At 45.2% G+C, this 19,511-nt stretch carries 23 protein-coding genes; 16 read left to right on the top strand and 7 right to left on the bottom strand.

The window, feature by feature from the left end; all coding sequences use genetic code 11:
• Positions 1-6: 6 nt before the first annotated feature.
• Positions 7-807: a phosphotransferase family protein gene (locus BW42_RS00550; protein ID WP_035406155.1), complete on the top strand. Its 801-nt coding sequence runs from the start codon at positions 7-9 to the stop codon at positions 805-807.
• Positions 808-847: 40 nt separating this feature from the next.
• Here the strand turns inward: BW42_RS00550 and budA are convergent, their stop codons facing one another.
• Together budA and alsS are read right to left on the bottom strand one after the other, a co-directional pair.
• On the bottom strand, positions 848-1,561 hold the full coding sequence (gene budA / locus BW42_RS00555; RefSeq protein WP_035406157.1) for an acetolactate decarboxylase: 714 nt from the start codon (positions 1,559-1,561) through the stop codon (positions 848-850).
• An 11-nt stretch (positions 1,562-1,572) separates the two neighbouring features.
• A complete protein-coding gene (gene alsS, locus BW42_RS00560; RefSeq protein WP_035406159.1) occupies positions 1,573-3,264 on the bottom strand; it encodes an acetolactate synthase AlsS in 1,692 nt (563 codons plus the stop codon).
• Positions 3,265-3,704: 440 nt separating this feature from the next.
• Between alsS and trmB the strand changes: the two genes are divergently transcribed.
• Positions 3,705-4,346: a tRNA (guanosine(46)-N7)-methyltransferase TrmB gene (gene trmB / locus BW42_RS00565; protein WP_035406161.1), complete on the top strand. Its 642-nt coding sequence runs from the start codon at positions 3,705-3,707 to the stop codon at positions 4,344-4,346.
• Between the two features lie 116 nt (positions 4,347-4,462).
• Positions 4,463-4,978: a hypothetical protein gene (locus BW42_RS00570; protein WP_035406163.1), complete on the top strand. Its 516-nt coding sequence runs from the start codon at positions 4,463-4,465 to the stop codon at positions 4,976-4,978.
• A gap of 38 nt (positions 4,979-5,016) precedes the next feature.
• Here BW42_RS00570 and BW42_RS00575 read toward each other — a convergent pair whose 3' ends face one another.
• Positions 5,017-5,373, bottom strand: a complete 357-nt coding sequence (locus tag BW42_RS00575; RefSeq protein ID WP_035406166.1) for a DUF1304 domain-containing protein — start codon at positions 5,371-5,373, stop codon at positions 5,017-5,019.
• A gap of 69 nt (positions 5,374-5,442) precedes the next feature.
• Positions 5,443-5,745: a PepSY domain-containing protein gene (locus tag BW42_RS00580; RefSeq protein WP_012371126.1), complete on the bottom strand. Its 303-nt coding sequence runs from the start codon at positions 5,743-5,745 to the stop codon at positions 5,443-5,445.
• A 119-nt stretch (positions 5,746-5,864) separates the two neighbouring features.
• Here BW42_RS00580 and BW42_RS00585 point away from each other — a divergent pair, with 119 nt between their 5' ends.
• Entirely contained in the window at positions 5,865-6,935 is a 1,071-nt protein-coding gene (locus BW42_RS00585) for a M42 family metallopeptidase (RefSeq protein WP_035406169.1), read from the top strand.
• 179 nt (positions 6,936-7,114) lie between these two features.
• Positions 7,115-8,128, top strand: a complete 1,014-nt coding sequence (locus BW42_RS00590; RefSeq protein WP_035406172.1) for a PTS transporter subunit IIC — start codon at positions 7,115-7,117, stop codon at positions 8,126-8,128.
• A gap of 88 nt (positions 8,129-8,216) precedes the next feature.
• On the opposite strand, the gene BW42_RS00595 is transcribed toward BW42_RS00590, so the two are convergent.
• The gene (locus tag BW42_RS00595) at positions 8,217-8,507 is read right to left on the bottom strand and encodes a hypothetical protein (RefSeq protein WP_035406175.1); all 291 of its coding nucleotides are present in this window, start codon (positions 8,505-8,507) and stop codon (positions 8,217-8,219) included.
• Positions 8,508-8,633: 126 nt separating this feature from the next.
• Between BW42_RS00595 and BW42_RS00600 the strand changes: the two genes are divergently transcribed.
• The 7 genes from BW42_RS00600 (at position 8,634) to BW42_RS00630 (ending at position 13,824) form a co-directional block, all read left to right on the top strand.
• The gene (locus BW42_RS00600) at positions 8,634-8,942 is read left to right on the top strand and encodes a thioredoxin family protein (protein WP_035406177.1); all 309 of its coding nucleotides are present in this window, start codon (positions 8,634-8,636) and stop codon (positions 8,940-8,942) included.
• 53 nt (positions 8,943-8,995) lie between these two features.
• Positions 8,996-9,793, top strand: coding sequence for a DUF1444 domain-containing protein (locus tag BW42_RS00605; protein ID WP_035406180.1), 798 nt, complete (start codon positions 8,996-8,998; stop codon positions 9,791-9,793).
• Between the two features lie 53 nt (positions 9,794-9,846).
• Positions 9,847-10,455 carry a YtpR family tRNA-binding protein gene (gene ytpR / locus BW42_RS00610; RefSeq protein WP_035406183.1) on the top strand — a complete coding sequence of 203 codons (609 nt, stop codon included), beginning with the start codon at positions 9,847-9,849 and terminating at the stop codon, positions 10,453-10,455.
• Positions 10,456-10,492: 37 nt separating this feature from the next.
• Complete coding sequence (locus BW42_RS00615; protein ID WP_035406186.1) at positions 10,493-11,230, top strand: hypothetical protein; 738 nt, start codon at positions 10,493-10,495, stop codon at positions 11,228-11,230.
• Between the two features lie 78 nt (positions 11,231-11,308).
• Positions 11,309-12,604 (top strand): UDP-N-acetylmuramate--L-alanine ligase, encoded by a 1,296-nt coding sequence (gene murC / locus BW42_RS00620; protein ID WP_035406189.1) that lies wholly within the window; start codon positions 11,309-11,311, stop codon positions 12,602-12,604.
• Between the two features lie 171 nt (positions 12,605-12,775).
• The gene (locus BW42_RS00625; protein ID WP_035406192.1) at positions 12,776-13,291 is read left to right on the top strand and encodes a DUF2179 domain-containing protein; all 516 of its coding nucleotides are present in this window, start codon (positions 12,776-12,778) and stop codon (positions 13,289-13,291) included.
• A 92-nt stretch (positions 13,292-13,383) separates the two neighbouring features.
• Positions 13,384-13,824, top strand: coding sequence for a DNA starvation/stationary phase protection protein (locus BW42_RS00630; protein ID WP_023469073.1), 441 nt, complete (start codon positions 13,384-13,386; stop codon positions 13,822-13,824).
• 53 nt (positions 13,825-13,877) lie between these two features.
• Here BW42_RS00630 and BW42_RS00635 read toward each other — a convergent pair whose 3' ends face one another.
• Entirely contained in the window at positions 13,878-14,990 is a 1,113-nt protein-coding gene (locus BW42_RS00635; RefSeq protein WP_035406195.1) for an aminopeptidase, read from the bottom strand.
• 138 nt (positions 14,991-15,128) lie between these two features.
• Between BW42_RS00635 and BW42_RS00640 the strand changes: the two genes are divergently transcribed.
• The 4 genes from BW42_RS00640 (at position 15,129) to ccpA (ending at position 18,686) form a co-directional block, all read left to right on the top strand.
• The gene (locus tag BW42_RS00640) at positions 15,129-15,698 is read left to right on the top strand and encodes a DUF948 domain-containing protein (RefSeq protein WP_035406198.1); all 570 of its coding nucleotides are present in this window, start codon (positions 15,129-15,131) and stop codon (positions 15,696-15,698) included.
• On the top strand, positions 15,695-16,231 hold the full coding sequence (locus BW42_RS00645; RefSeq protein WP_035406201.1) for a YtxH domain-containing protein: 537 nt from the start codon (positions 15,695-15,697) through the stop codon (positions 16,229-16,231). The genes BW42_RS00640 and BW42_RS00645 overlap by 4 nt, the downstream gene beginning before the upstream one ends.
• A gap of 200 nt (positions 16,232-16,431) precedes the next feature.
• Positions 16,432-17,517 carry a bifunctional 3-deoxy-7-phosphoheptulonate synthase/chorismate mutase gene (locus tag BW42_RS00650; protein WP_035406204.1) on the top strand — a complete coding sequence of 362 codons (1,086 nt, stop codon included), beginning with the start codon at positions 16,432-16,434 and terminating at the stop codon, positions 17,515-17,517.
• Between the two features lie 158 nt (positions 17,518-17,675).
• On the top strand, positions 17,676-18,686 hold the full coding sequence (gene ccpA / locus BW42_RS00655) for a catabolite control protein A (RefSeq protein WP_035406207.1): 1,011 nt from the start codon (positions 17,676-17,678) through the stop codon (positions 18,684-18,686).
• Positions 18,687-18,739: 53 nt separating this feature from the next.
• Here the strand turns inward: ccpA and BW42_RS00660 are convergent, their stop codons facing one another.
• On the bottom strand, positions 18,740-19,483 hold the full coding sequence (locus tag BW42_RS00660; RefSeq protein WP_155960138.1) for a FixH family protein: 744 nt from the start codon (positions 19,481-19,483) through the stop codon (positions 18,740-18,742).
• Positions 19,484-19,511: the final 28 nt, after the last annotated feature.

The raw sequence follows: 19,511 nt of genomic DNA on the forward strand, positions 1-19,511 counted from the left end.
ATTATAATGGAAATAGATATTTTAGATGCGCTTGGCGAAGGCTGGACCCTTACGCCAGCAGGTGGAATCACAGGAGAAGCGTACATCGCTTCAACCGGACAATCAAAATTGTTCTTAAAACGAAATTCATCGCCGTTCTTGGCGATTTTATCCGCGGACGGAATCGTCCCGAAATTATTATGGACGAAACGAATCTATAGCGGGGATGTCATCAGTGCGCAACAATTCATTGAAGGCGACGAGTTGGAGCCGGAAATGATGGAACGTCCGGAAGTGGCGCGTTTGCTTGGGAAAATTCATGATTCGAAGGAATTGCTGTTCATGCTACAACAGCTTGACCAACGTCCGATCGAGCCTGATGAGTTATTGCGCCAATGTCGCTTATATTTTCAACCAGAAGACTTAGAGAATCCAGAACTGGTAGAACTTGCGATGGGTTATCTCGAACGAAATCTGGAGCAAGTAAGAACGGATGAACAAGTCGTCTGTCATTCAGATCTAAATCATAATAATTGGTTGACGGGAGCGGACGGTCAACTCTACCTGAACGACTGGGATGATGCGATCATTGCCGACCGTGCGTATGACCTCGGGATGATGTTATACAGTTATGTCGATGAAGCGGCTTGGCCCGAATGGTTTGAGCATTATGGTCATCCGTTGACGAATGATCTGAAACAACGAATGCATTGGTATGTCGTAGCGCAAGCTGTATTATCCTTGTATTGGTATGAAGATATGCGTCATCCGGATGTCGAGGACAGCTATCATTTTCTAGAACAGTTACTTGAATACTCGAACGACTAAAAAGCGTGTCATTCCGAAAAGGAACGACACGCTTTTTTGATTAACCTTCTGCGATTTTAATCTCTTTTTCAATATCATGACTTTCAAGATCCGCCGACCGATACGCTTCAGTCGTTGGTAAACGTAAATCAAGCTGCGGTTTTTCTTCGAATGTGACGGTGACGTTCTTGACCGTGTAGTCAAAGACATGGCCTCCGCCCGCGCGTTCAGCATCGATGAAATGAAGATGATATCCAGCGACGGCGATACCGTGACCGAACCGTGGTGTGTAGTAACCAGCGAGTGTTCCTTCCGTTTGTTCGAAAGTACGCGCGCTTTGAGAGGCGACAGCTTCCGTGATTGGAACGAACGGTTTCTCTTGACGTGCGACGGTACGTGTCTGCACCTCTGTGAACGTTCCATCAATTCGAACGGCATAAAAACTATTGATCGTCGGTAGTTGTTCATTCAACCAGTGTTCGAATTCCGATTTTGACATCTCTTCTGTCACGGAGAGCGTTTGCTCTGGCACAAAACGGGTCAATGTCGCAAACGGCGTCGTCGTCTCAGGCTGAAGTGGCCGAGCGCTACCGTCTGAACGGAGCTGGTAGAACTGACCATCAAAACCAATCATCTCACCATCCAAGTGGTCGAACGTTCCAATACCAAAATTCCGTTGATCAAGAACGGACGCGTATGTGACTTCACTCTCGAATACTCCGTCGAGCAGTGCCATCATCGTTGAAATCTGGACGAGCGTTTTATCGTGTGTCATGTGAATCCTCCTCAGTTCAATTGATCGAGATGAACTTGTTCTCCGAGCGCGATGTTGTCGCGATAATCAATCGGAACATCGACGATGACTGGTCCTTCTGTCGCGAGTGCTTCATCCATGATTGTGGCTAGTTCAGATGGATGATTGACGCGTAATCCTTTTGCTCCGAAACTCTCAGCATATTTGACGAGATCGACGTCACCAAATGACGTACCGGATTTCCGTTTGTATTTCATCTCTTGTTGGAACGCGACCATGTCGAATCCGCTATCACGCCATACGAAGTGGACGAGTGGTGAGTTCAAACGAACAGCTGTCTCAAGTTCCATTGCCGAGAAGAGGAATCCACCATCACCTGAAATCGAGACGGCCTTCTTACCAGGACGTACGAGTGTTGCTGCGATTGCCCAAGGAAGCGCGACACCAAGCGTTTGCATCCCATTACTAAAGAGAAGGTGACGTGGTTCGTACGAACGGAAATGACGTGCCATCCAAATATAGTGAGAACCAACGTCGACTGTTACCGTGACATCATCCGCAATTTTTTCACGTAACGTCTTCATGAAATAGAGTGGGTGCGTCAACGGAGAATCCGCGACAGGAGGAACATCGCGATCGACAAGACGTTGATGTAATCCTTCAAGGAATTGAGCTGAACTTTCAGGTAATGTGAGTGGTTGCAGGCGCTCGGCGATTGCATCGACCGTTTTCGCCATATCACCGACAAGCTCGCGGTCTGGGCGATAGAAGTGGTCAATTTCAGCACGCATTTGATCAATATGGACAAGCGTCCGGTCGTGCGTCGGTTGGTTCCAGAATTTCGGATCATAGCCAATTGGGTCATAGCCGATCGAGAGGACGAGATCCGCTTCTGCGAGCAGTGCATCTCCCGGTTGGTTACGGAATAGTCCGACGCGTCCATAGAAATTCGATTCAAGCTCACGTGATAATGTGCCGGCCGCTTGGAACGTCTGGACGACAGGAATCGAGACGTGTTTGAGCAGGGAACGAATCGCATGTACGACGTCCGGCTGACTCGCACGCATACCGAGCAACAAGACAGGTAGCTTCGCATCTTGGATCAAACGAGCTGTTTCTTCAACCCAAGCTTCTGGTGCAACACCGAGCTTCGGTGCTTCAACCGCACGGAATGCCGTGACGTTCGCTTCGCTCAATCCGACGTCTTGCGGGATACTAACGAAAGCAGCCCCAGCTGTCGTTTCCGCTGTTCGGAAAGCATTGGACAGTACTTCTGGAATATTATCGGCATCTTGCACTTCTGCACTGAAGTTCGTAATCGGTGTAAAGAGTGCCTGATTGTCCATGGACTGATGTGTTCGTTTTAAGCGATCTGCTCGTGTAACGGCTCCGGCGATTGCGACAACTGGGTCACCTTCAGAGTTTGCTGTCACAAGACCTGTCGCTAAGTTTGATGCGCCTGGGCCAGATGTTACAAGTACAACGCCTGGTTTGTCTGTCAAGCGACCAATGGCTTGAGCCATGAATGCAGCATTTTGTTCGTGACGTGCAACGATGAGTTCAGGTCCCCGATCCTGTAACACATTGAAGACGGAATCAATTTTGGCGCCAGGAATACCAAAAATGTAATCTACACCCTGTTCGATGAGTGAATCGACGACTAAGTCTGCACCTGTTTTCTTCTGTACTAGTTCTTTTGAATCACTGTTTTTATTTTCGTTCATTACAATTCTCCTTTTTACCAACGTTTTTGGTGTTCGATAGCTGTAATAAATAATCTGTTTCGAAAAAAGTATACATCTGTTTCATGGTAAATCCAACCTAAATTCGTTTAGAGAATAAAAAAAGTACCTTGTGTACGATTACACAAGGTACAGAGATTGCGCTTATTCAACGTCGACTTTTCCGAAAGTCGCCCAGACGAATAAGGCACAGATGCCCATGACGAGAACGATGGGGGAGCCCCAAGCAATCAAGAAGTCTTCCATGGTATAGCCCTCCTTTTTAGTTCTTACGTACCTTTAGTGTAGTAGATTGCTCACTGTTTCTCAAGTGACGAACTGCTGAACATTCTTCAATCGGGATTGAAGAAGTTCTTATATAATTACCCGAATCATGATAAACTTATCTGCGGATAATTTAAGTTTGGAAAGGATGAACGATAGTGCGTTTACGACATAAACCATGGGCACAGGATTATATGAAGGAACAATCCTCGATCTATATAGCAGAACCAGCATCCCTGAAAGGAAACTGGGCGACAGAGTTTAAAAATGATAATCCGATCTACATCGAAGTGGGGTCAGGAAAAGGAGCCTTCATTACAGGGATGGCAAACCAACATCCGGAGATCAACTTCATCGCGATTGAACTTTTTGAGAGCGTAGCAGTGACGATCGTTCAAAAATTAGTAGAGGCTCCACAAGCAAATGTTCGCGTCTTGACGGTCGATGCGAAAGATTTACGTGATTACTTCGAAAAAGGTGAAGTAGCGCGCGTTTATTTGAACTTCTCGGATCCTTGGCCGAAGACACGCCATGCGAAACGTCGTTTGACGTATAAAACGTTCCTCTCAACGTATGAAGACATCTTACCTGCGAAAGGACAAATCCATTTCAAGACTGACAATCGAAAGTTGTTTGAATCGAGTCTGATGACGATGTCGGCATACGGTATGCGTTTTGACTGGATGTCGCTTGATCTACATGCGAATGAACCGGAGGATAACGTCCGGACAGAGTATGAAGAGCGCTTTTCTTCAATGGGTCAACCAATTTATCGGATGGAAGCAACATACCAAAATTAATTTAGACAAAAAGTTTTCTTATTTTCCTGGTATTTCTTTCACACTTTTTTCTTATTAATTGGTACAATGTTGTTGACTGAAGAACTTGTACTTATAGGTAAAGGGGGAATTTGGGGATGTGGCAGAAAAGCTTAGCCTTCGTAACGGCGCTCTTTCTCGCGTTAAGTATCGGTCAATCGGTACTTGCTGCGGTTGATACCTCAGAAATGACAAAAGCATTAAATGAGGAATTACCAACGACGCATTACGATTATAAAAAAGGTTCGGTCAAAATCGAGGATCCGAAGACGTTCACGAACGGAAAAGGAGAAGAAGTCATTGGCGGAATCGCTGTCATCAAGACAGTTCGTGACGGCATCTTCATCACAATCAAACGTGAAATTCACTTCTTCAATGCCGATAGCGGTAAATTGTTGACGAATGCCGACGCTGCAAAAGTTGATGGCGTAAAAGAATACATCGACAGCAACTCGGATAATCTTCATCAAAAAGTCGTTTACTGGTTACCGGTACTCTTGATGTTGTTGATCATCGCTGTACCAGCGATCGTCTTATACATCGTCGTACCACGTTTGTACTCTACTTCGGAATACATGAATCCGATTTATGAGCGCAACGATAACCCGCGCTAATCAAAAAAACCTCTACCCGTTTGGGTAGAGGCTTTTTTTTATGCTAACAATACAAAGATGAAAGCGAGTATGGCGGGTAATCCTTGTTTAAGTAAAATGGAACGATTAGCCGTCAAGGCGCCATAGAGTGCGGCGATGATCACACAAGCTAAAAAGAACAGTTGGACAGCAATATCTTCACGGATCAGACCAAACAGAAGACCAGCAGCTAAAAATCCATTGTAGAGACCTTGATTGGCAAAAAGCGTCTGGATTTGCTTAGATGCGACCGCTTCATCCGTCAGTCCGAATGTACGTCGTGCCGCCTTAGAGGATAAAAAGAACATTTCAAGAGCCATGATATAAAAGTGCTCTAAGGAAACAAGTAAAACGAAGATAGTAGCAAGAATGGACATGAATCATACCTCCTTTATAGGAACGTGAAAAAAAGACCGTACTTCATCGATTGAAGCACGGTCTTCTGATTAAGCGTATTCGAGTAATGCGCCAGTTTCGGCATCGACTGTGAATTGATACGTTTTTTCGTCATCACCTTCAAGGACCGAGATGCCACCTTTATAGCTTTGGTAGTCACGTGACTCATATGCGTAAGCCTCCGGTGTTGCAGAGATCCATGCACCTTGGACACGTCCTTTTGCTGAAAATGTGCGTTTCGTGATTTCGAGCGCTTCTTCGGCAGAAAGTTGTTTATTGTCAACGGCCTTCTTCACTGCGAAAGCGGCGACGACAGCTGCTGCCAATCCGATAATCCAATAGCGTTTTTTCATTAAAATTCCCCTCCTTACAGGTTCTATTCCTACTGTACCAAATAATTCGTTCAGAGAGAAACAAAAGGTTAAGTGATTGAAGCAATTTTTTGTATAATGGGTAACAGGAGGCGATACATATGAATGAAAAAACGAGAGAGTTATTTCGAACACTGACGGAATTAAATGGGGCACCAGGGTTTGAACACGAGGTGCGTCAGTTCGTTCGCGAACGCATTACACCTGTCACGGATGAGATCGTTACAGATGGACTGGGTTCGATTTTCGGGAAGCGAACAGGGGATGCGACAGGACCGAAAGTCATGGTTGCCGGACACATGGACGAAGTGGCATTCATGGTGACGCAAATCACGAAGAATGGGATGTTACGGATCCAACCGCTCGGTGGTTGGTGGAGTCAAGTATTGCTTGCCCAACGGTTCTCGATCTGTACAGACAACGGTATCATCCCTGGTGTCATCGCGTCGATTCCACCACACTTATTAACAGAAGAAGTACGCAATAAGCCAATGGCAATCAAAGACATGTTCATCGATATCGGTGCGGATTCAAAAGAAGAAGCGGAATCGTTTGGTGTACGTCCGGGTATTCCGGCAGTACCATTTTTCCCGTTCACACCGATGGCGAATCCGAAGAAAATCATGGCGAAAGCATGGGATAACCGCTATGGTGTCGGAATGGCAATCGAATTGTTGGAGGAGACGACAGCAGCGGATCATCCGAACATTTTGTTCTCTGGTGCAACTGTTCAAGAAGAAGTCGGATTGCGCGGTGCCCAAACAGCGACGACACTTATCGATCCTGATGTGGCGTTCGTCGTCGATGCGTCTCCTGCCAATGATGCGTCAGGAGACAAAACGGAATTTGGTCAACTTGGACAAGGACCATTACTCCGTATTAAAGACAGCGTCATGATTCTTTCGAAAGAGATGACGGATTATGTCCTTGATACGGCAGAATCGAACAAGATTCCGTATCAATACTACGTCGGTGCAGGTGGAACGGACGGCGGTGTCATCCATCGCTCGAACAATGGTATTCCAACAACAGTCGTTGGTTTACCGGCACGTTATATCCATACGCACGCATCGATCATGCATACAGATGATTATGATTCGGCGAAGGAATTGCTACGAAAACTCGTCACGAATCTTGATACGACGACGCTTGCAACATTGCAAGTCAAGTAAATAACGAACGGGGAGGACCATCCTCATGAAATAGACGGCGGACTTATAATCCGTCGTCTATTTTATTGTAGTGAGAACATAATGATATTGATTGTCTTGTCAGTTGAAAAAACAGCCTAGTCGAATCGAAAGTGGATTTGGTATAATAATACGCGATGTTGAGTAAAGGACGTGACAAGATGTTCAAGCAAAAGGGAATTTCACTTAGCCCTAAAGTATATTTCATCACTGTATTAAGTTATATGGCGCTTGGTTTATTCAGTTCGCTGATCATGGGCTTGATTGTTCAAACAATCGGAGAAGGGTTGGTAGATCGTGGTATCGAAGCAAAGTTCCTCATTCAATTAGGCGAGCAGGCGATTGCTCTGACGGGACCAGCGATCGGTGTCGCCGTAGCGTTTGCGCTTGAAGCACCGCCACTCATCTTATTTGCAGCAGTTGCGGTTGGAGCATTTGGATATGAAGCTGGCGGACCGGCAGGTAGTTACATTGCGACGCTACTTGCAACAGAAATCGGAAAACTCGTGTCAAAGACGACGCGACTCGATATTCTGGTGACACCATTCGTCACGTTGCTAGTTGGATTCGTTGCTGGACGTTATGCCGGGAAATGGATTGGAAAAGGCATGACCGATCTGGGTGAAATAATTCGCTGGGGGACGGAACGCGAACCGTTGTTCATGGGTATCTTTATTGCTACTGTGATGGGACTTGCATTGACAGCGCCAATTTCAAGTGCTGCACTTGGAATCATGCTTGGATTGGATGGACTTGCTGCGGGTGCTGCGACGATCGGCTGTGCCGCTCAGATGATTGGTTTTGGTGTCATCAGTTATCGTGATAACGGAATTGGGGGCGTCATCGCACAAAGTATCGGCACATCGATGCTCCAAGTCGGAAACATCATCCGCAATCCTTGGATTCTCCTTCCGCCTACGATCGCAGGTGCTATCCTAGCGCCATTCGCGACTGTTCTGTTGATGCTTGAGAGCAACCCAGAAGGCTCAGGCATGGGAACGAGTGGTTTTGTTGGTCCATTGATGTTATTGAAGACGATGGGGTTTGAAATGGAATACTATGTAGCCGTCGTCGTATTATGTTTTATTGCGCCTGGCATCATCAGTTATCTCATCTATCGGTTATTACTTCGACTCGGTCGGATTCAAGATGGTGACTTGAAAATCGAATATTAAGTACAAAAAGCTGATTCTAAAGGATATGTCTGTTTGACCGAATGGTGGATAAACAAGGACATGCCTTTTGAATCAGCTTTTTTTCATTTCATAAAGAGAATCCGAATGAACTCGAATAAAAACTCGTGAAGAAGATGTAAAGATAAACAAGATAGAGGGGTATCAAGTAACGCATGCGCACGATAGGTAATTTCCGAGCAAGTCGTTTTCCGAGTGCTTCGAGTAGAATGATGACCGCGAAACCGACAACTAAATATAAAAAGATTTCGGGTAAGCTCCGTTCGGAATCAATGAAGGAATAGCCGTAACGTAAACAACTCGTCATGCCGATGAAGCCGACGAAGCGTTCGAACGGATGTTTGATTGGTTGATCTGCCATAGTGAAGTCCTTTCAAGGTGTTTTCTAGTTGCAGTATAGCAAACCGAGCACAAAAACGCACAGTCACATTTGAATATGCTATGATGAGGGCAATGACTTCTAGGGAAATTAAAGGAGGAAACCATCATGAAAACATTACAATCTAAACAAGAATTCGATACAGCAAAACAAGGCAAGGCCGTCTTTTTATTCTCAGCAAACTGGTGCCCGGATTGTCGCTTTTTAGATCCGTTCATGCCGGAAATCGAGCAGACGTTTGACGCGTTCGAATTTTACTATGTTGATCGCGACGATCACATTGAAATTGCCCAGGAAATGGACATCTTCGGAATTCCAAGTTTTGTCGCGTTCCGAGATGGTGAAGAAACAGGGCGTTATGTCGGCAAAGAGCGGAAGACACCAGAACAAGTGACAGCATTTTTAGAAACGGTTTAAGAAAAAAGCGAGCGCTGACTCGCTTTTTTTCATGATAGAAAGGATGAAATCAAGTGGAACTACAACAAATCCGAAGAATGATGACACAAACATTCGAAGAAGAAGGTTATACAACGTATTTCGATCGTGAAAAGTCCGTGTTACGAATTGAGCGGAAGCATGATAAATCAGGCGTTGATGTCGGATTGAACCCGCTCGTCGCAAAAGCAAAACGAAGAGGTGTCATCGCAGTCGAAGAGACGATCGAATACATCCGTGCTGTACTCGGACATACGGATCAAATTTCACTCGTTGGACAAGAACAGAAAATATTCCCTGTCATTCGGGCTAAATCGTTTGCTGATACGACAAAAGAAGGAAAAACGCTTGTCAGCACACCACATACTGGTGAGACTAAAATCATGTACGCACTTGATTTAGGGGCGACATATCGTTTGATTGACGAGGAGTTATTGGCATCTGCAGAATGGACGGCTGAACAGCTGTCGGAAGCTGCACGTTTTAACCTGAAATCGCTCGATGCGCCATTTAAACAAGATGAAGTAGCGGGGAACATCTTTTATTTCTTGAGTCTTGGAGACGGATATGAGGCGAGTCGTGTCTTGAACAAGACATTGTTAGCTGATTACGCGGCGCGAATCGAAGGGGAATTCGCTGTTGGTATTCCACACCAGGATGTCTTGATTTTTGCCGATATCCGCAATGACGCTGGATATGATGTCTTACAACAACTCATGTTTGATTTCTTCTCGAACGGTCGTGTACCTGTTACGGCATTGCCATTCTTATATGAAGATGGCAATCTTGAGCCGGTCTTCGTCCTTGCGAAAAACAAGCAGCCGAAAGAGTAAAGAATCTGATACAATAGGCATTGTGAGAAAGACGGAAGGGAGTCATGGATTGAATGAATGTGTTTTATAATAAAGAGGGCGTCGGTGACGTCTTAATGATCATTTTAGAAGACGCACCACGTGCGGAAGTGACGGCGACTCGTGAAGGAGACGTAGCAACAATCAAGCATGGTGATCGTATTGTTGGTTACAACTTGTTTGAGGCGTCGAATACATTTACGATCGAGTCACAAGGACCGGTTGAATTGACGGAAGAATTGGCAGCACGCATCCAAAAGGAACTTGCAAACCGAGATATCGAATTGTCACTCGAACAAGTTGACTATTCTCCGAAATTCGTTGTCGGGTTTGTTGCTTCTTGTGAGAAGCATCCGGATGCTGACAAATTATCGGTCTGTCAGGTAGAGGTGGATAACGGAACTTTACAAATCGTTTGTGGAGCGCCGAATGTAGCAGCGGGTCAAAAGGTCGTCGTCGCTAAACCGGGTGCGGTCATGCCGTCTGGGTTAATCATTCGTCCTTCAGCATTACGTGGTGTACCGTCAAGTGGTATGCTCTGTTCAGCGCGTGAGCTCGGACTTGCCAATGCGCCACAAGAAAAAGGGATTCTTGTACTTGATGATACATCAGCAGTAGGGGAAGCATTCTCAATCGGTCGATGATTCGACCGATTTTTTAACAAGATGGAGGGGTGAACGTATGAGTAATCGTTATGAACAGTCACTAAAGGAGCAAGCTGCCCGAATTCGTCGAGAGCTTGCGGGGGAACGTGAGACAAAGCCGGTAGAGCGTCCGAAAAAAGAGGAGCGCGAAGACCGCTTCGTTTTAACAGATGTTCCTTCACCGATTTATGGATTCCAACGTCCGAAACAATCTGTATCTGAAACGGTAGAAGCTGCGGAAGAAACAAAAACCGTTGAACAGGTTTCAGATGCAGATGAACAGGGAATTACTGATGAGGTTACTTTGACGGAGCAGGAGGCTGTTGCGCCGGAAGAAGTTGTCTTAGACAATGCAGAAGCAGATGCTGGCTTTGTACCGGTGACGGACGTTGAATTACTTGTACCGGAACCTGAAGCCAATCAAGATCACGTAAGCGAAGTCGAATTGCCGACCGTACCTGAAACAGAAGAAACGGTTGTAAAAGAGCGGGTAAGTGAAGTGCCTTCTACACGTGAAACCGTAGAAGAGCAAACTGTTCCGATGGATACATCGAGCGAGGCACTTCTTGATGATCAAGAAGCAGAGAAGCAACAATCGGAAGAAGTCACTTCGATTTTGGATCCATCTGTTGCTGAAGCGGAAGCAGTAGCACCCGTTCAGTCGGAAGTGAAAAAGCCGGTTGGACCGCCTGTCAATGTCGTTATGACGACAAAAGACTTGATGGCGATGTATCGTGCGCGTCGAGAGCAAAATAATTTACATGGTAAAAAATAAATCGGTTTGCTATAATGGTACAGGTTTTGTACCCGAGCCCGATGGTACGGACCGGAACGTGAATTGGAGGGCTTTTATATGACAAAGTATCATTTTGTTGGAATCAAAGGAACAGGGATGAGTGCGCTCGCCCAAGTACTACATGAGATGAATCATGAGGTACAAGGTTCAGACATCGAAAAGCACATTTTTACTGAAGACGCGTTACGGGCTAAGGGAATTCCATTTTTCCCGTTCAATGCGGATAACATCAAAGAAGATTATGTCATCATCCAGGGGAATGCCTTTGGAGATGATCATCCAGAAATCGCACGGGCAAATGAACTTGGTTTAACGATCCATCATTATTACGATTTCTTAGGACACTTAGCAAATGAATATCGTTCGGTCGCCATTACAGGCTCACACGGAAAAACGTCGACGACAGGTTTGCTTTCACACGTCTTGAGCGGTATTACACCGACGGCCTTCTTGATCGGAGACGGAACAGGGGCAGGAGTAGAAGATGCGAAGGCATTCGTCTTCGAGGCATGTGAATACAAACGTCACTTCTTATATTACAAGCCGGATTACGCTATCATGACGAACATCGACTTCGATCATTCGGATTATTTCACGGGAATCGATGATGTCGTTTCGGCTTTTCAAGAGATGGCGATGCAGGTCAAGCAAGCAATCGTTGCTTGTGGAGATGACGAACATCTTCAAAACATTCAAGCGAATGTACCTGTTCTTTATTATGGATTCGGAGAAAACAATGATTTCCGAGCTGAAAATGCGACATCAACGCCAGACGGCACATCGTTTGATGTCTATTTACGTGATGATTTCTATGGCACGTTCCTGATTCCAGGATTCGGTCGTCATCATGTCTTGAATGCATTATCGGTCATTGCGATCTGTCAGTACGAAGGATTGAGTAAAGAAGACGTTGCTGAACGTTTAGCAACATTCGGTGGAGTGAAACGCCGCTTCAGTGAGTCAGAATTTGGCACACAAATCTTAGTAGACGACTACGCACACCATCCAAAAGAGATCAGCGCAACGATCGAGTCGGCACGGAAGAAATATCCGGATCGTGAAGTCATCGCGATTTTCCAACCGCATACGTACACACGCTTGAAATCATTCATGGATGATTTTGCGACATCTTTACGTGAAGCAGATGCGACATATCTATGTGAAATCTTTGGTTCAGCACGTGAGCAGGAAGGGCAAGTTCGAGTCGAAGATTTGCAGGAGAAAATTCCGCAAGCTTCTATTCTGACGCGCGACAACGTTTCTGTCCTACGTCAGCATGAAAATGCTGTGCTTCTATTCATGGGAGCGGGCGACATTCAAACGTATCAGCATCAATATCAAAGTGTAAAATAAGTGAGAACCAAAAGTGTCACTCGATTAGAGTGGCATTTTTTTTGTCGTAAATTTGAATTGTGATAGTAAAATCAAAAAACTGATAGGGAAAATCTAAAATAGGATTGCATCTTGAAATAAAGTTTGAAATAGTGTGTATGTGTTGAAGTTATTATAGAGAGGAAAGACACCATGGGACAGATTTTACTCATCTTATTGCTCCAGTTGATTTACGTTCCTGTTTTGACATTACGGACGATCATGCTTGTCAAAGGGCGGACCGTCATTGCCGGACTCTTTGGGACGGTCGAAACATTGATTTACATTTTTGCATTAGGAATCGTGTTCCAAGACTTAACGACACTTGGTATGGTCGTTTATGCACTCGGATTCGGACTTGGTATACTCATTGGTGGATATGTCGAACGAAAACTAGCCATCGGTTACAATATGATCCAAGTACACACACAAGAATTTCCGGCAGAACTCATTCAAGTCATCCGTGATAATGGTTTCGGTGTGACGCATTATCAAGGACAAGGTCGAGACGGTGTTCGTTACCGATTAGATGTCCTTGCGGCACGAACACGTATGAAAGTGCTCCGTAACCTCGTCGAGGAGTATGAACCGAAAGCATTTCTCGTTGCCTTCGATTCCGTCGACTTCAAAGGCGGATATATGCTAAAGGGATTAAAACGTCCGCGATAATCCAATCTTCCTGAAAATGATGTTTATCCTTTGTTATTTAAGGATAAAGATGAATTAGAACGTCATTTGAAATCAGGAAAGGGGAATATCAGATGATCAGTAATCATGCAAAATCAGCTTTGAATCAACAGGTCGCAAACTATGGGGTCCTATTCGTTAAGCTCCATAACTACCATTGGTATATTAAAGGTCCAGACTTCTTGACGCTTCACGAGAAGCTTGAAGAACTCTATACATGGGTGTCTGAGCAGTATGATGTCGTTGCGGAACGTCTCTTGATGAATAACGGGACACCTTCAGCGACGCTAAAAGAATATTTAGAACAAACGACACTCGAAGAAGCAAAATCAGGTTTGTCAGCAGATGAGATGATCGATTCGGTCATTAAAGACTTCCAACAAGTCCGAAAAGAGATGCTTGATGCGATTGAACATCTTGAGGCACAAGACGTAACAGTGGAAGATGATCTGCTTGGTCAAGCGAAGGAAATCGAAAAACAAATTTGGATGCTTCGTGCGACATTGAAAAAATAAGATATAGAAAACGGATGCCCCTGTCCTATGAAGGACGAGCCATCCGCTTTTTCTTATTTCAGGTTTTCAGGATTAAGGACTTCGAGTTCAGGAAGGACGAAACGACCGTCTTTACGGATCAATACGTCGTCAAACCAGATCTCCCCACCACCGTAATCAGGGCGTTGGATATTGACGAGATCCCAGTGAACGGATGAATCATTACCGTTGTAGGCTTCTTCGTAAGCTTGACCCGGCGTGAAGTGGAAGCTGCCATCGATTTTCTCATCGAACAGAATATCCTTCATTGGATGCTGGATAAAGGGATTGACGCCAATCGCAAATTCACCGACGAAACGAGAACCCGCATCTGTATCGAAGACTTGGTTGATACGATCCGTATCGTTCGCCGTCGCTTCGACAATTTTACCGTCTTTGAACGTCAGTTTGACGTTTTCAAACGTGAATCCTTGATACGGAGATGGTGTGTTATATGAGATGACACCGTTGACGGAATCTTTAACGGGTGCCGTAAAGACTTCACCGTCCGGAATATTGGCATTTCCGGCACATTTGATTGCTGGGATGTCTTTGATCGAGAACGAAAGGTCCGTTCCTGGTCCGACGAGACGAACACGATCCGTCCGGTTCATCAAATCGACGAGCGGTTCCATCGCTTGTCCCATTTTTTCGTAATCAAGCGTACAGACATCGAAGTAAAAGTCTTCGAATGCTTCTGTCGATTGATTGGCGAGTTGAGCCATCGATGCTGTCGGGAAGCGAAGGACGACCCATTTCGTTCCTTTGACGCGATCCTGTGTATGCATCTTACCAATCGTTTGACCGTACAGTTTCATTTGTTCAGCTGGTACATCCGATAGTTCATTGATATTATCACCAGCTCGTAATCCGATGTATGCGTCCATCGCCTGCATCTGCTTACGTTCGATGTCTGCCATCAATTGGAGTTGCTCTTCTGAAGCATTTCGGTATAATTTTCGTAGGATACGATTATCCTTAAGTAAGACGAACGGATGACCGCCAGCCGCGTAGGCAGCTTCTACGAGTGCTTCGACTAGTTCACGTTCGATACCGAAATTTTCAATCAATACTTTTTCACCAGGTTCAAGGGCAACCGAATAGTTGATCAGATTCGTTGCCAGTTGAGTAAGACGTGGGTCACGCATGAAATTTCCCCCTCGAAATGGATGATGTAGGTTTCAATTATCATTGTAACGGAAATAAACCATTTGGAGTAGCAGGAACGACTTGCTACATGTCGAACTAACAACAAAAGACTACGCAAAAAATTGGAGGCAAGAACCATGGAAATCACATTAGGCGGAATCGCCGGATTAGTCGCTGCGATCGCATTCGTAGTGCTCGTCATTTTCCTTGCCCGTGTACTAAGTGCTGCAAGTAAGACGCTGAACAATGTAGCCAACACGACAGCAGGACTTGAACGTCAATTGGACGGTATCATGATGGAGACGACAGCGTTGTTACATAAGACGAATCGTCTTGTCGATACGATTGAAGAAAAAACCGAGTTGCTTGCACCTGTTGCAAACTCGATCGAAGAGCTTGGTACGTCCTTGAATAAAGTAACAGATTCTGTCCGGACGGTATCCGATACGGTCGCTGGTGCGGCAGATACGAATAAAGACCAGATTGCACAAGCAGTCCGTTGGGGCTCAGTCGCTGTAGAATTATTCAAAAAAAATAAACCGGCAGAAACAACAGTTTCAAATCATACGACAGCAACGACGACAGTCGAGAAAAAACCACGTCGTCGATTCCGGAAAAAAGCAGAGACACCGGTTACACCGGAAGTCGTATCCGTCCCGGACGTCGAAAGCATTCCAGATGAGTTGAAAGGAGATCGTAAATCATGACGAAACAACATCCATATCAAGCACAAGATTCTTCTAAAGGAGGAGGTTTCCTTGCGGGAATCATCGTTGGTGGATTGATTGGTGCCGCGGCAGCTCTCCTTTCTAGTCCGAAATCAGGTCGTGAGATGCGCGACTTAATCGACGAGCGTACGGCTCCTGCGCGTCAACGTTTGACAGAACAGACGCAAGTTGTTCGCGAAAAAGCAGAACCACTCGTAGGAGAATGGATTCAACTGGCAAAAGACAAAGCAGCACCTGTCATTGAAAAAGCGAAGAATAATTCGACGGTTCAAGAAGCGGCACAATACGCTGGTTTTGAGAAGGATCAGGCAAGTATCGATGCAGCTCTCGCAGAAGCAGAACAGCTTGTACGTGACATCGAGCGTGAAATTGGGGACGAAGTCGATGGCGCATCCGTAGCAGAAGAAATCGATACGGAAACGGTCGTTGATCTTTCAGAGCTACGGGAACAGTTGGCGGAAGAGCAAGAGGAAGACAATGACCCACAATCTGATGTGAATCATAAGAAATAAGAAGTGAATACGGAGCTCTCATCATGAGGGCTCTTTTTCTATGTTTCTTTATAGAGAAAACGTAGAAAAAATTATATGAAAAAACGTAATTTATTTTCATATTTTAAGAAATCATGCAGCTTCTTTATGTACAACATGGAAAGAGTTCGTTATAATTAGTTGCTATTACGAGCTATATGCTGATTAGGGAGTGGTAGGACATGGATCAACACGCAGAATTAAAAAGATTACGGGATGAACTCGATTTAGTGAATGCAGAATTATTGGAATTGATGAACCGACGTGGTCAAATTGCTGTCGAAATCGGAAAAGTCAAACGAGCACAAGGGCTTGACCGTTACGACCCTGTTCGGGAACGTCAAATGCTCGAATCAATTGCTGCTAATAACCATGGACCTTTTGAAACAGGACGCCTTCAGCATGTATTTAAAGAAATTTTCAAAGCTTCTCTTGAATTACAAGGAGAAGATCGGACTCGGAAATTACTCGTATCACGGAAACAAAAACCGACGAACACGATCATCCGAATCGGAGATGCTGTCATCGGAGATGGTTCTCAACAATTGATTGCTGGACCATGTGCGGTCGAGAGCGAGGAACAAGTATTCGAAGTCGCGGAACAACTCGCGAAACACGGCGTGAAGTTCATGCGAGGTGGAGCGTACAAACCACGCACATCACCTTACGACTTCCAAGGTCTTGGACTCGAGGGTCTAAAAATGTTGAAAAAAGCAGCGGACGCGCACGGTTTGCATGTCATCACTGAAATCATGACGCCGAGTGCGGTTGAATCTGCTTTACCATATGTCGACATTATCCAGGTTGGCGCACGCAACATGCAAAACTTCGATTTACTAAAAGAAGTCGGTCGTACAAATAAGCCGGTTCTTTTAAAACGAGGCCTTGCTGCAACACTCGAGGAGTTCATGTACGCGGCTGAGTACATCATGGCAAGTGGTAACGATCAAGTCATTTTGTGTGAGCGCGGCATTCGGACATATGAACGTGCAACACGGAACACGCTTGATATCTCAGCAGTTCCAATTCTGAAGCAAGAGACACATCTTCCTGTCATGGTCGATGTGACGCATTCGACAGGACGGAAGGATCTTCTGTTGCCAACAGCGAAAGCGGCTTACGCGATCGGTGCTGATGCTGTCATGGTTGAAGTCCATCCGTTTCCGGCACTCGCACTATCTGATGCGAACCAACAACTTGATTTCCAAGAATTCGATACGTTCGTCGAAAACTTGACGACTACCTTTCCGGCACTAAACGTTCAATGATTTTCGAAAAAGGGTGACCTAAAGCGAATGAAAACGTTTTACAATGAAGGAAGAATGGGAAAAGAAAACTATCTTTTCCTGTCTTCCTTTCGTGTTGCCTAAAAATGAAAACGAAATGAAAACACTTGAGATGGATCATACTAAAGGAGGAATTTGTTTTGAATAGTAATATTACGATTTATGACGTCGCACGAGAGGCGGCTGTCTCGATGGCGACCGTATCGCGTGTCGTCAACGGGAATCCGAACGTTAAACCATCCACACGAAAGAAGGTCCAAGATGCAATCGAACAACTGGGTTACCGCCCAAACGCTGTTGCTCGTGGACTTGCAAGTAAAAAAACGACGACTGTCGGTGTCATCGTACCCGATATCTCGAACATCTTTTTTGCGGATTTAGCACGGGGGATTGAAGATGTTGCGACGATGTATAAATATAACATCATTCTTTGTAACTCCGACCAAAATCGGGAAAAAGAAATCCATTTGCTCAATACATTACTTGGAAAACAGGTTGATGGGATCATCTTCATGGGTGGGCGTCTACATGAGGATCTCGTTCGTGAATTCAAGACATCACCTGTGCCCATCGTTCTCGCTGCGACACTAAATCAAGATTATGACCTTCCTGCCGTCAACATCGATTACGAAAGTGCTGCACATGACGCCGTCAAATCATTGATTGACCGTGGACATGAACGGATCGGGTTCATCACTGGTCCACTTGAACAGCAAATCAATGGTGAAAAGAAATTTGCTGGTTATCGTCGGGCGCTCGAAGAGGCGAACCTTCCGTTCAGCGAACAAAACGTCGTCCTTGGAAACTATACGTATGATTCAGGAATGAAGGCGATGAACCAATTGCTTGAACTTGGAGAAGATTGCCCACGTGCGATTTTTGCTGGAACAGATGAGATGGCTCTTGGTGTCATCCATGCCTTACAAGATGCCGGACACCGTGTTCCAGAAGACTTCGAAGTCATCGGACACGATAATACACGTCTTGCGACGATGATTCGTCCGAAACTGACGACTGTCGTTCAGCCGATGTATGATATTGGAGCAGTCTCGATGCGTCTTTTGACGAAGATTTTGAACAAAGAAGAAATCGAAACGAACGATGTCACGTTACCACACCGAATCGAACAACGGGATTCGACACGCCCTTAATCGAAAAAGCGTCTCTTCTCTCAAGCAAGCTGCTTGAAAAAAGAGACGCTTTTTCATTTTGTGACGGTGATGAGTTCATCTTGGTGATGGTGGAGTTGATCATTTTCGACGTGCAGACGCACCGTCGTCTGACCGGGGGCGTTCAATGTGACTTTTCCGCTGTATGCATCACCTTTTTTAGTTAATGGAACATAATTATGTTTTTCAATACCGGTTTCAATGACTTCGACTTGAACGTTCGCCTTTAATGGTTTTCCATCGAGAAAAACGTGAAAGGAGACAGGGAGGTCAGCACCAGCCTTTACTTTCGTCGCACCCATATAATGGACAGACAGACCATCGACGGCTTCGTGTTCATGCGATGCTTCCTCTTTTTCATGTGAATGATCCATGACGACAAAAGAGATCTTATCCATGTGATGGAGTCCTTTTTTATCATTAATATGATAGAGACCTTCGTATTCACCTTCAGCAAGTTTGGCTTCTGCTTGATAGAAACCTGTCTTTTTCAAGGTTGCTTTGAATTTTTGATGTGCCCCATCTTGTTTTCCAGCTTTCCAAACTTCAAACGTCACGTCCTCAAGGTTGACGGGCTTTTTCTTTTCGACCGCGGATGCTTTAAAGACGACGGCATCTTCATCCATTGTCTTTGCTGGGATATCGACAGTGACGTCGACGGTCGGTTTTCCGGCCCCTTGCATGTTATCGTGATCCATTGCCTGCTTTTCATTCCCGCACCCTGCAAGTACGATCCCTGTCGACAGAATGAGACCGGAGTAAAGCCATGCCTTTTTCATGATGATTCCCCCAACTATTCGTTTACTA

Origin of the sequence: Exiguobacterium sp. RIT341 (assembly GCF_000632205.1) — a bacterium.
Lineage (GTDB): Bacteria > Bacillota > Bacilli > Exiguobacteriales > Exiguobacteriaceae > Exiguobacterium_A.

What these genes read in the sequence shown, in the direction of transcription:
- BW42_RS00650 (WP_035406204.1), top strand. Translation starts at nt 16,432, where the DNA reads ATGGATCAACACGCAGAATTAAAAAGATTACGGGATGAACTCGATTTA.
- BW42_RS00645 (WP_035406201.1), top strand. Translation starts at nt 15,695, where the DNA reads ATGACGAAACAACATCCATATCAAGCACAAGATTCTTCTAAAGGAGGA.
- BW42_RS00660 (WP_155960138.1), bottom strand. Translation starts at nt 19,483, where the DNA reads ATGAAAAAGGCATGGCTTTACTCCGGTCTCATTCTGTCGACAGGGATC.
- BW42_RS00550 (WP_035406155.1), top strand. Translation starts at nt 7, where the DNA reads ATGGAAATAGATATTTTAGATGCGCTTGGCGAAGGCTGGACCCTTACG.
- BW42_RS00575 (WP_035406166.1), bottom strand. Translation starts at nt 5,373, where the DNA reads ATGTCCATTCTTGCTACTATCTTCGTTTTACTTGTTTCCTTAGAGCAC.
- BW42_RS00570 (WP_035406163.1), top strand. Translation starts at nt 4,463, where the DNA reads ATGTGGCAGAAAAGCTTAGCCTTCGTAACGGCGCTCTTTCTCGCGTTA.
- BW42_RS00600 (WP_035406177.1), top strand. Translation starts at nt 8,634, where the DNA reads ATGAAAACATTACAATCTAAACAAGAATTCGATACAGCAAAACAAGGC.
- BW42_RS00635 (WP_035406195.1), bottom strand. Translation starts at nt 14,990, where the DNA reads ATGCGTGACCCACGTCTTACTCAACTGGCAACGAATCTGATCAACTAT.
- BW42_RS00625 (WP_035406192.1), top strand. Translation starts at nt 12,776, where the DNA reads ATGGGACAGATTTTACTCATCTTATTGCTCCAGTTGATTTACGTTCCT.
- ytpR (WP_035406183.1), top strand. Translation starts at nt 9,847, where the DNA reads ATGAATGTGTTTTATAATAAAGAGGGCGTCGGTGACGTCTTAATGATC.
- BW42_RS00640 (WP_035406198.1), top strand. Translation starts at nt 15,129, where the DNA reads ATGGAAATCACATTAGGCGGAATCGCCGGATTAGTCGCTGCGATCGCA.
- BW42_RS00630 (WP_023469073.1), top strand. Translation starts at nt 13,384, where the DNA reads ATGATCAGTAATCATGCAAAATCAGCTTTGAATCAACAGGTCGCAAAC.
- alsS (WP_035406159.1), bottom strand. Translation starts at nt 3,264, where the DNA reads ATGAACGAAAATAAAAACAGTGATTCAAAAGAACTAGTACAGAAGAAA.
- BW42_RS00590 (WP_035406172.1), top strand. Translation starts at nt 7,115, where the DNA reads ATGTTCAAGCAAAAGGGAATTTCACTTAGCCCTAAAGTATATTTCATC.
- murC (WP_035406189.1), top strand. Translation starts at nt 11,309, where the DNA reads ATGACAAAGTATCATTTTGTTGGAATCAAAGGAACAGGGATGAGTGCG.
- BW42_RS00580 (WP_012371126.1), bottom strand. Translation starts at nt 5,745, where the DNA reads ATGAAAAAACGCTATTGGATTATCGGATTGGCAGCAGCTGTCGTCGCC.
- budA (WP_035406157.1), bottom strand. Translation starts at nt 1,561, where the DNA reads ATGACACACGATAAAACGCTCGTCCAGATTTCAACGATGATGGCACTG.
- BW42_RS00595 (WP_035406175.1), bottom strand. Translation starts at nt 8,507, where the DNA reads ATGGCAGATCAACCAATCAAACATCCGTTCGAACGCTTCGTCGGCTTC.
- BW42_RS00585 (WP_035406169.1), top strand. Translation starts at nt 5,865, where the DNA reads ATGAATGAAAAAACGAGAGAGTTATTTCGAACACTGACGGAATTAAAT.
- BW42_RS00615 (WP_035406186.1), top strand. Translation starts at nt 10,493, where the DNA reads ATGAGTAATCGTTATGAACAGTCACTAAAGGAGCAAGCTGCCCGAATT.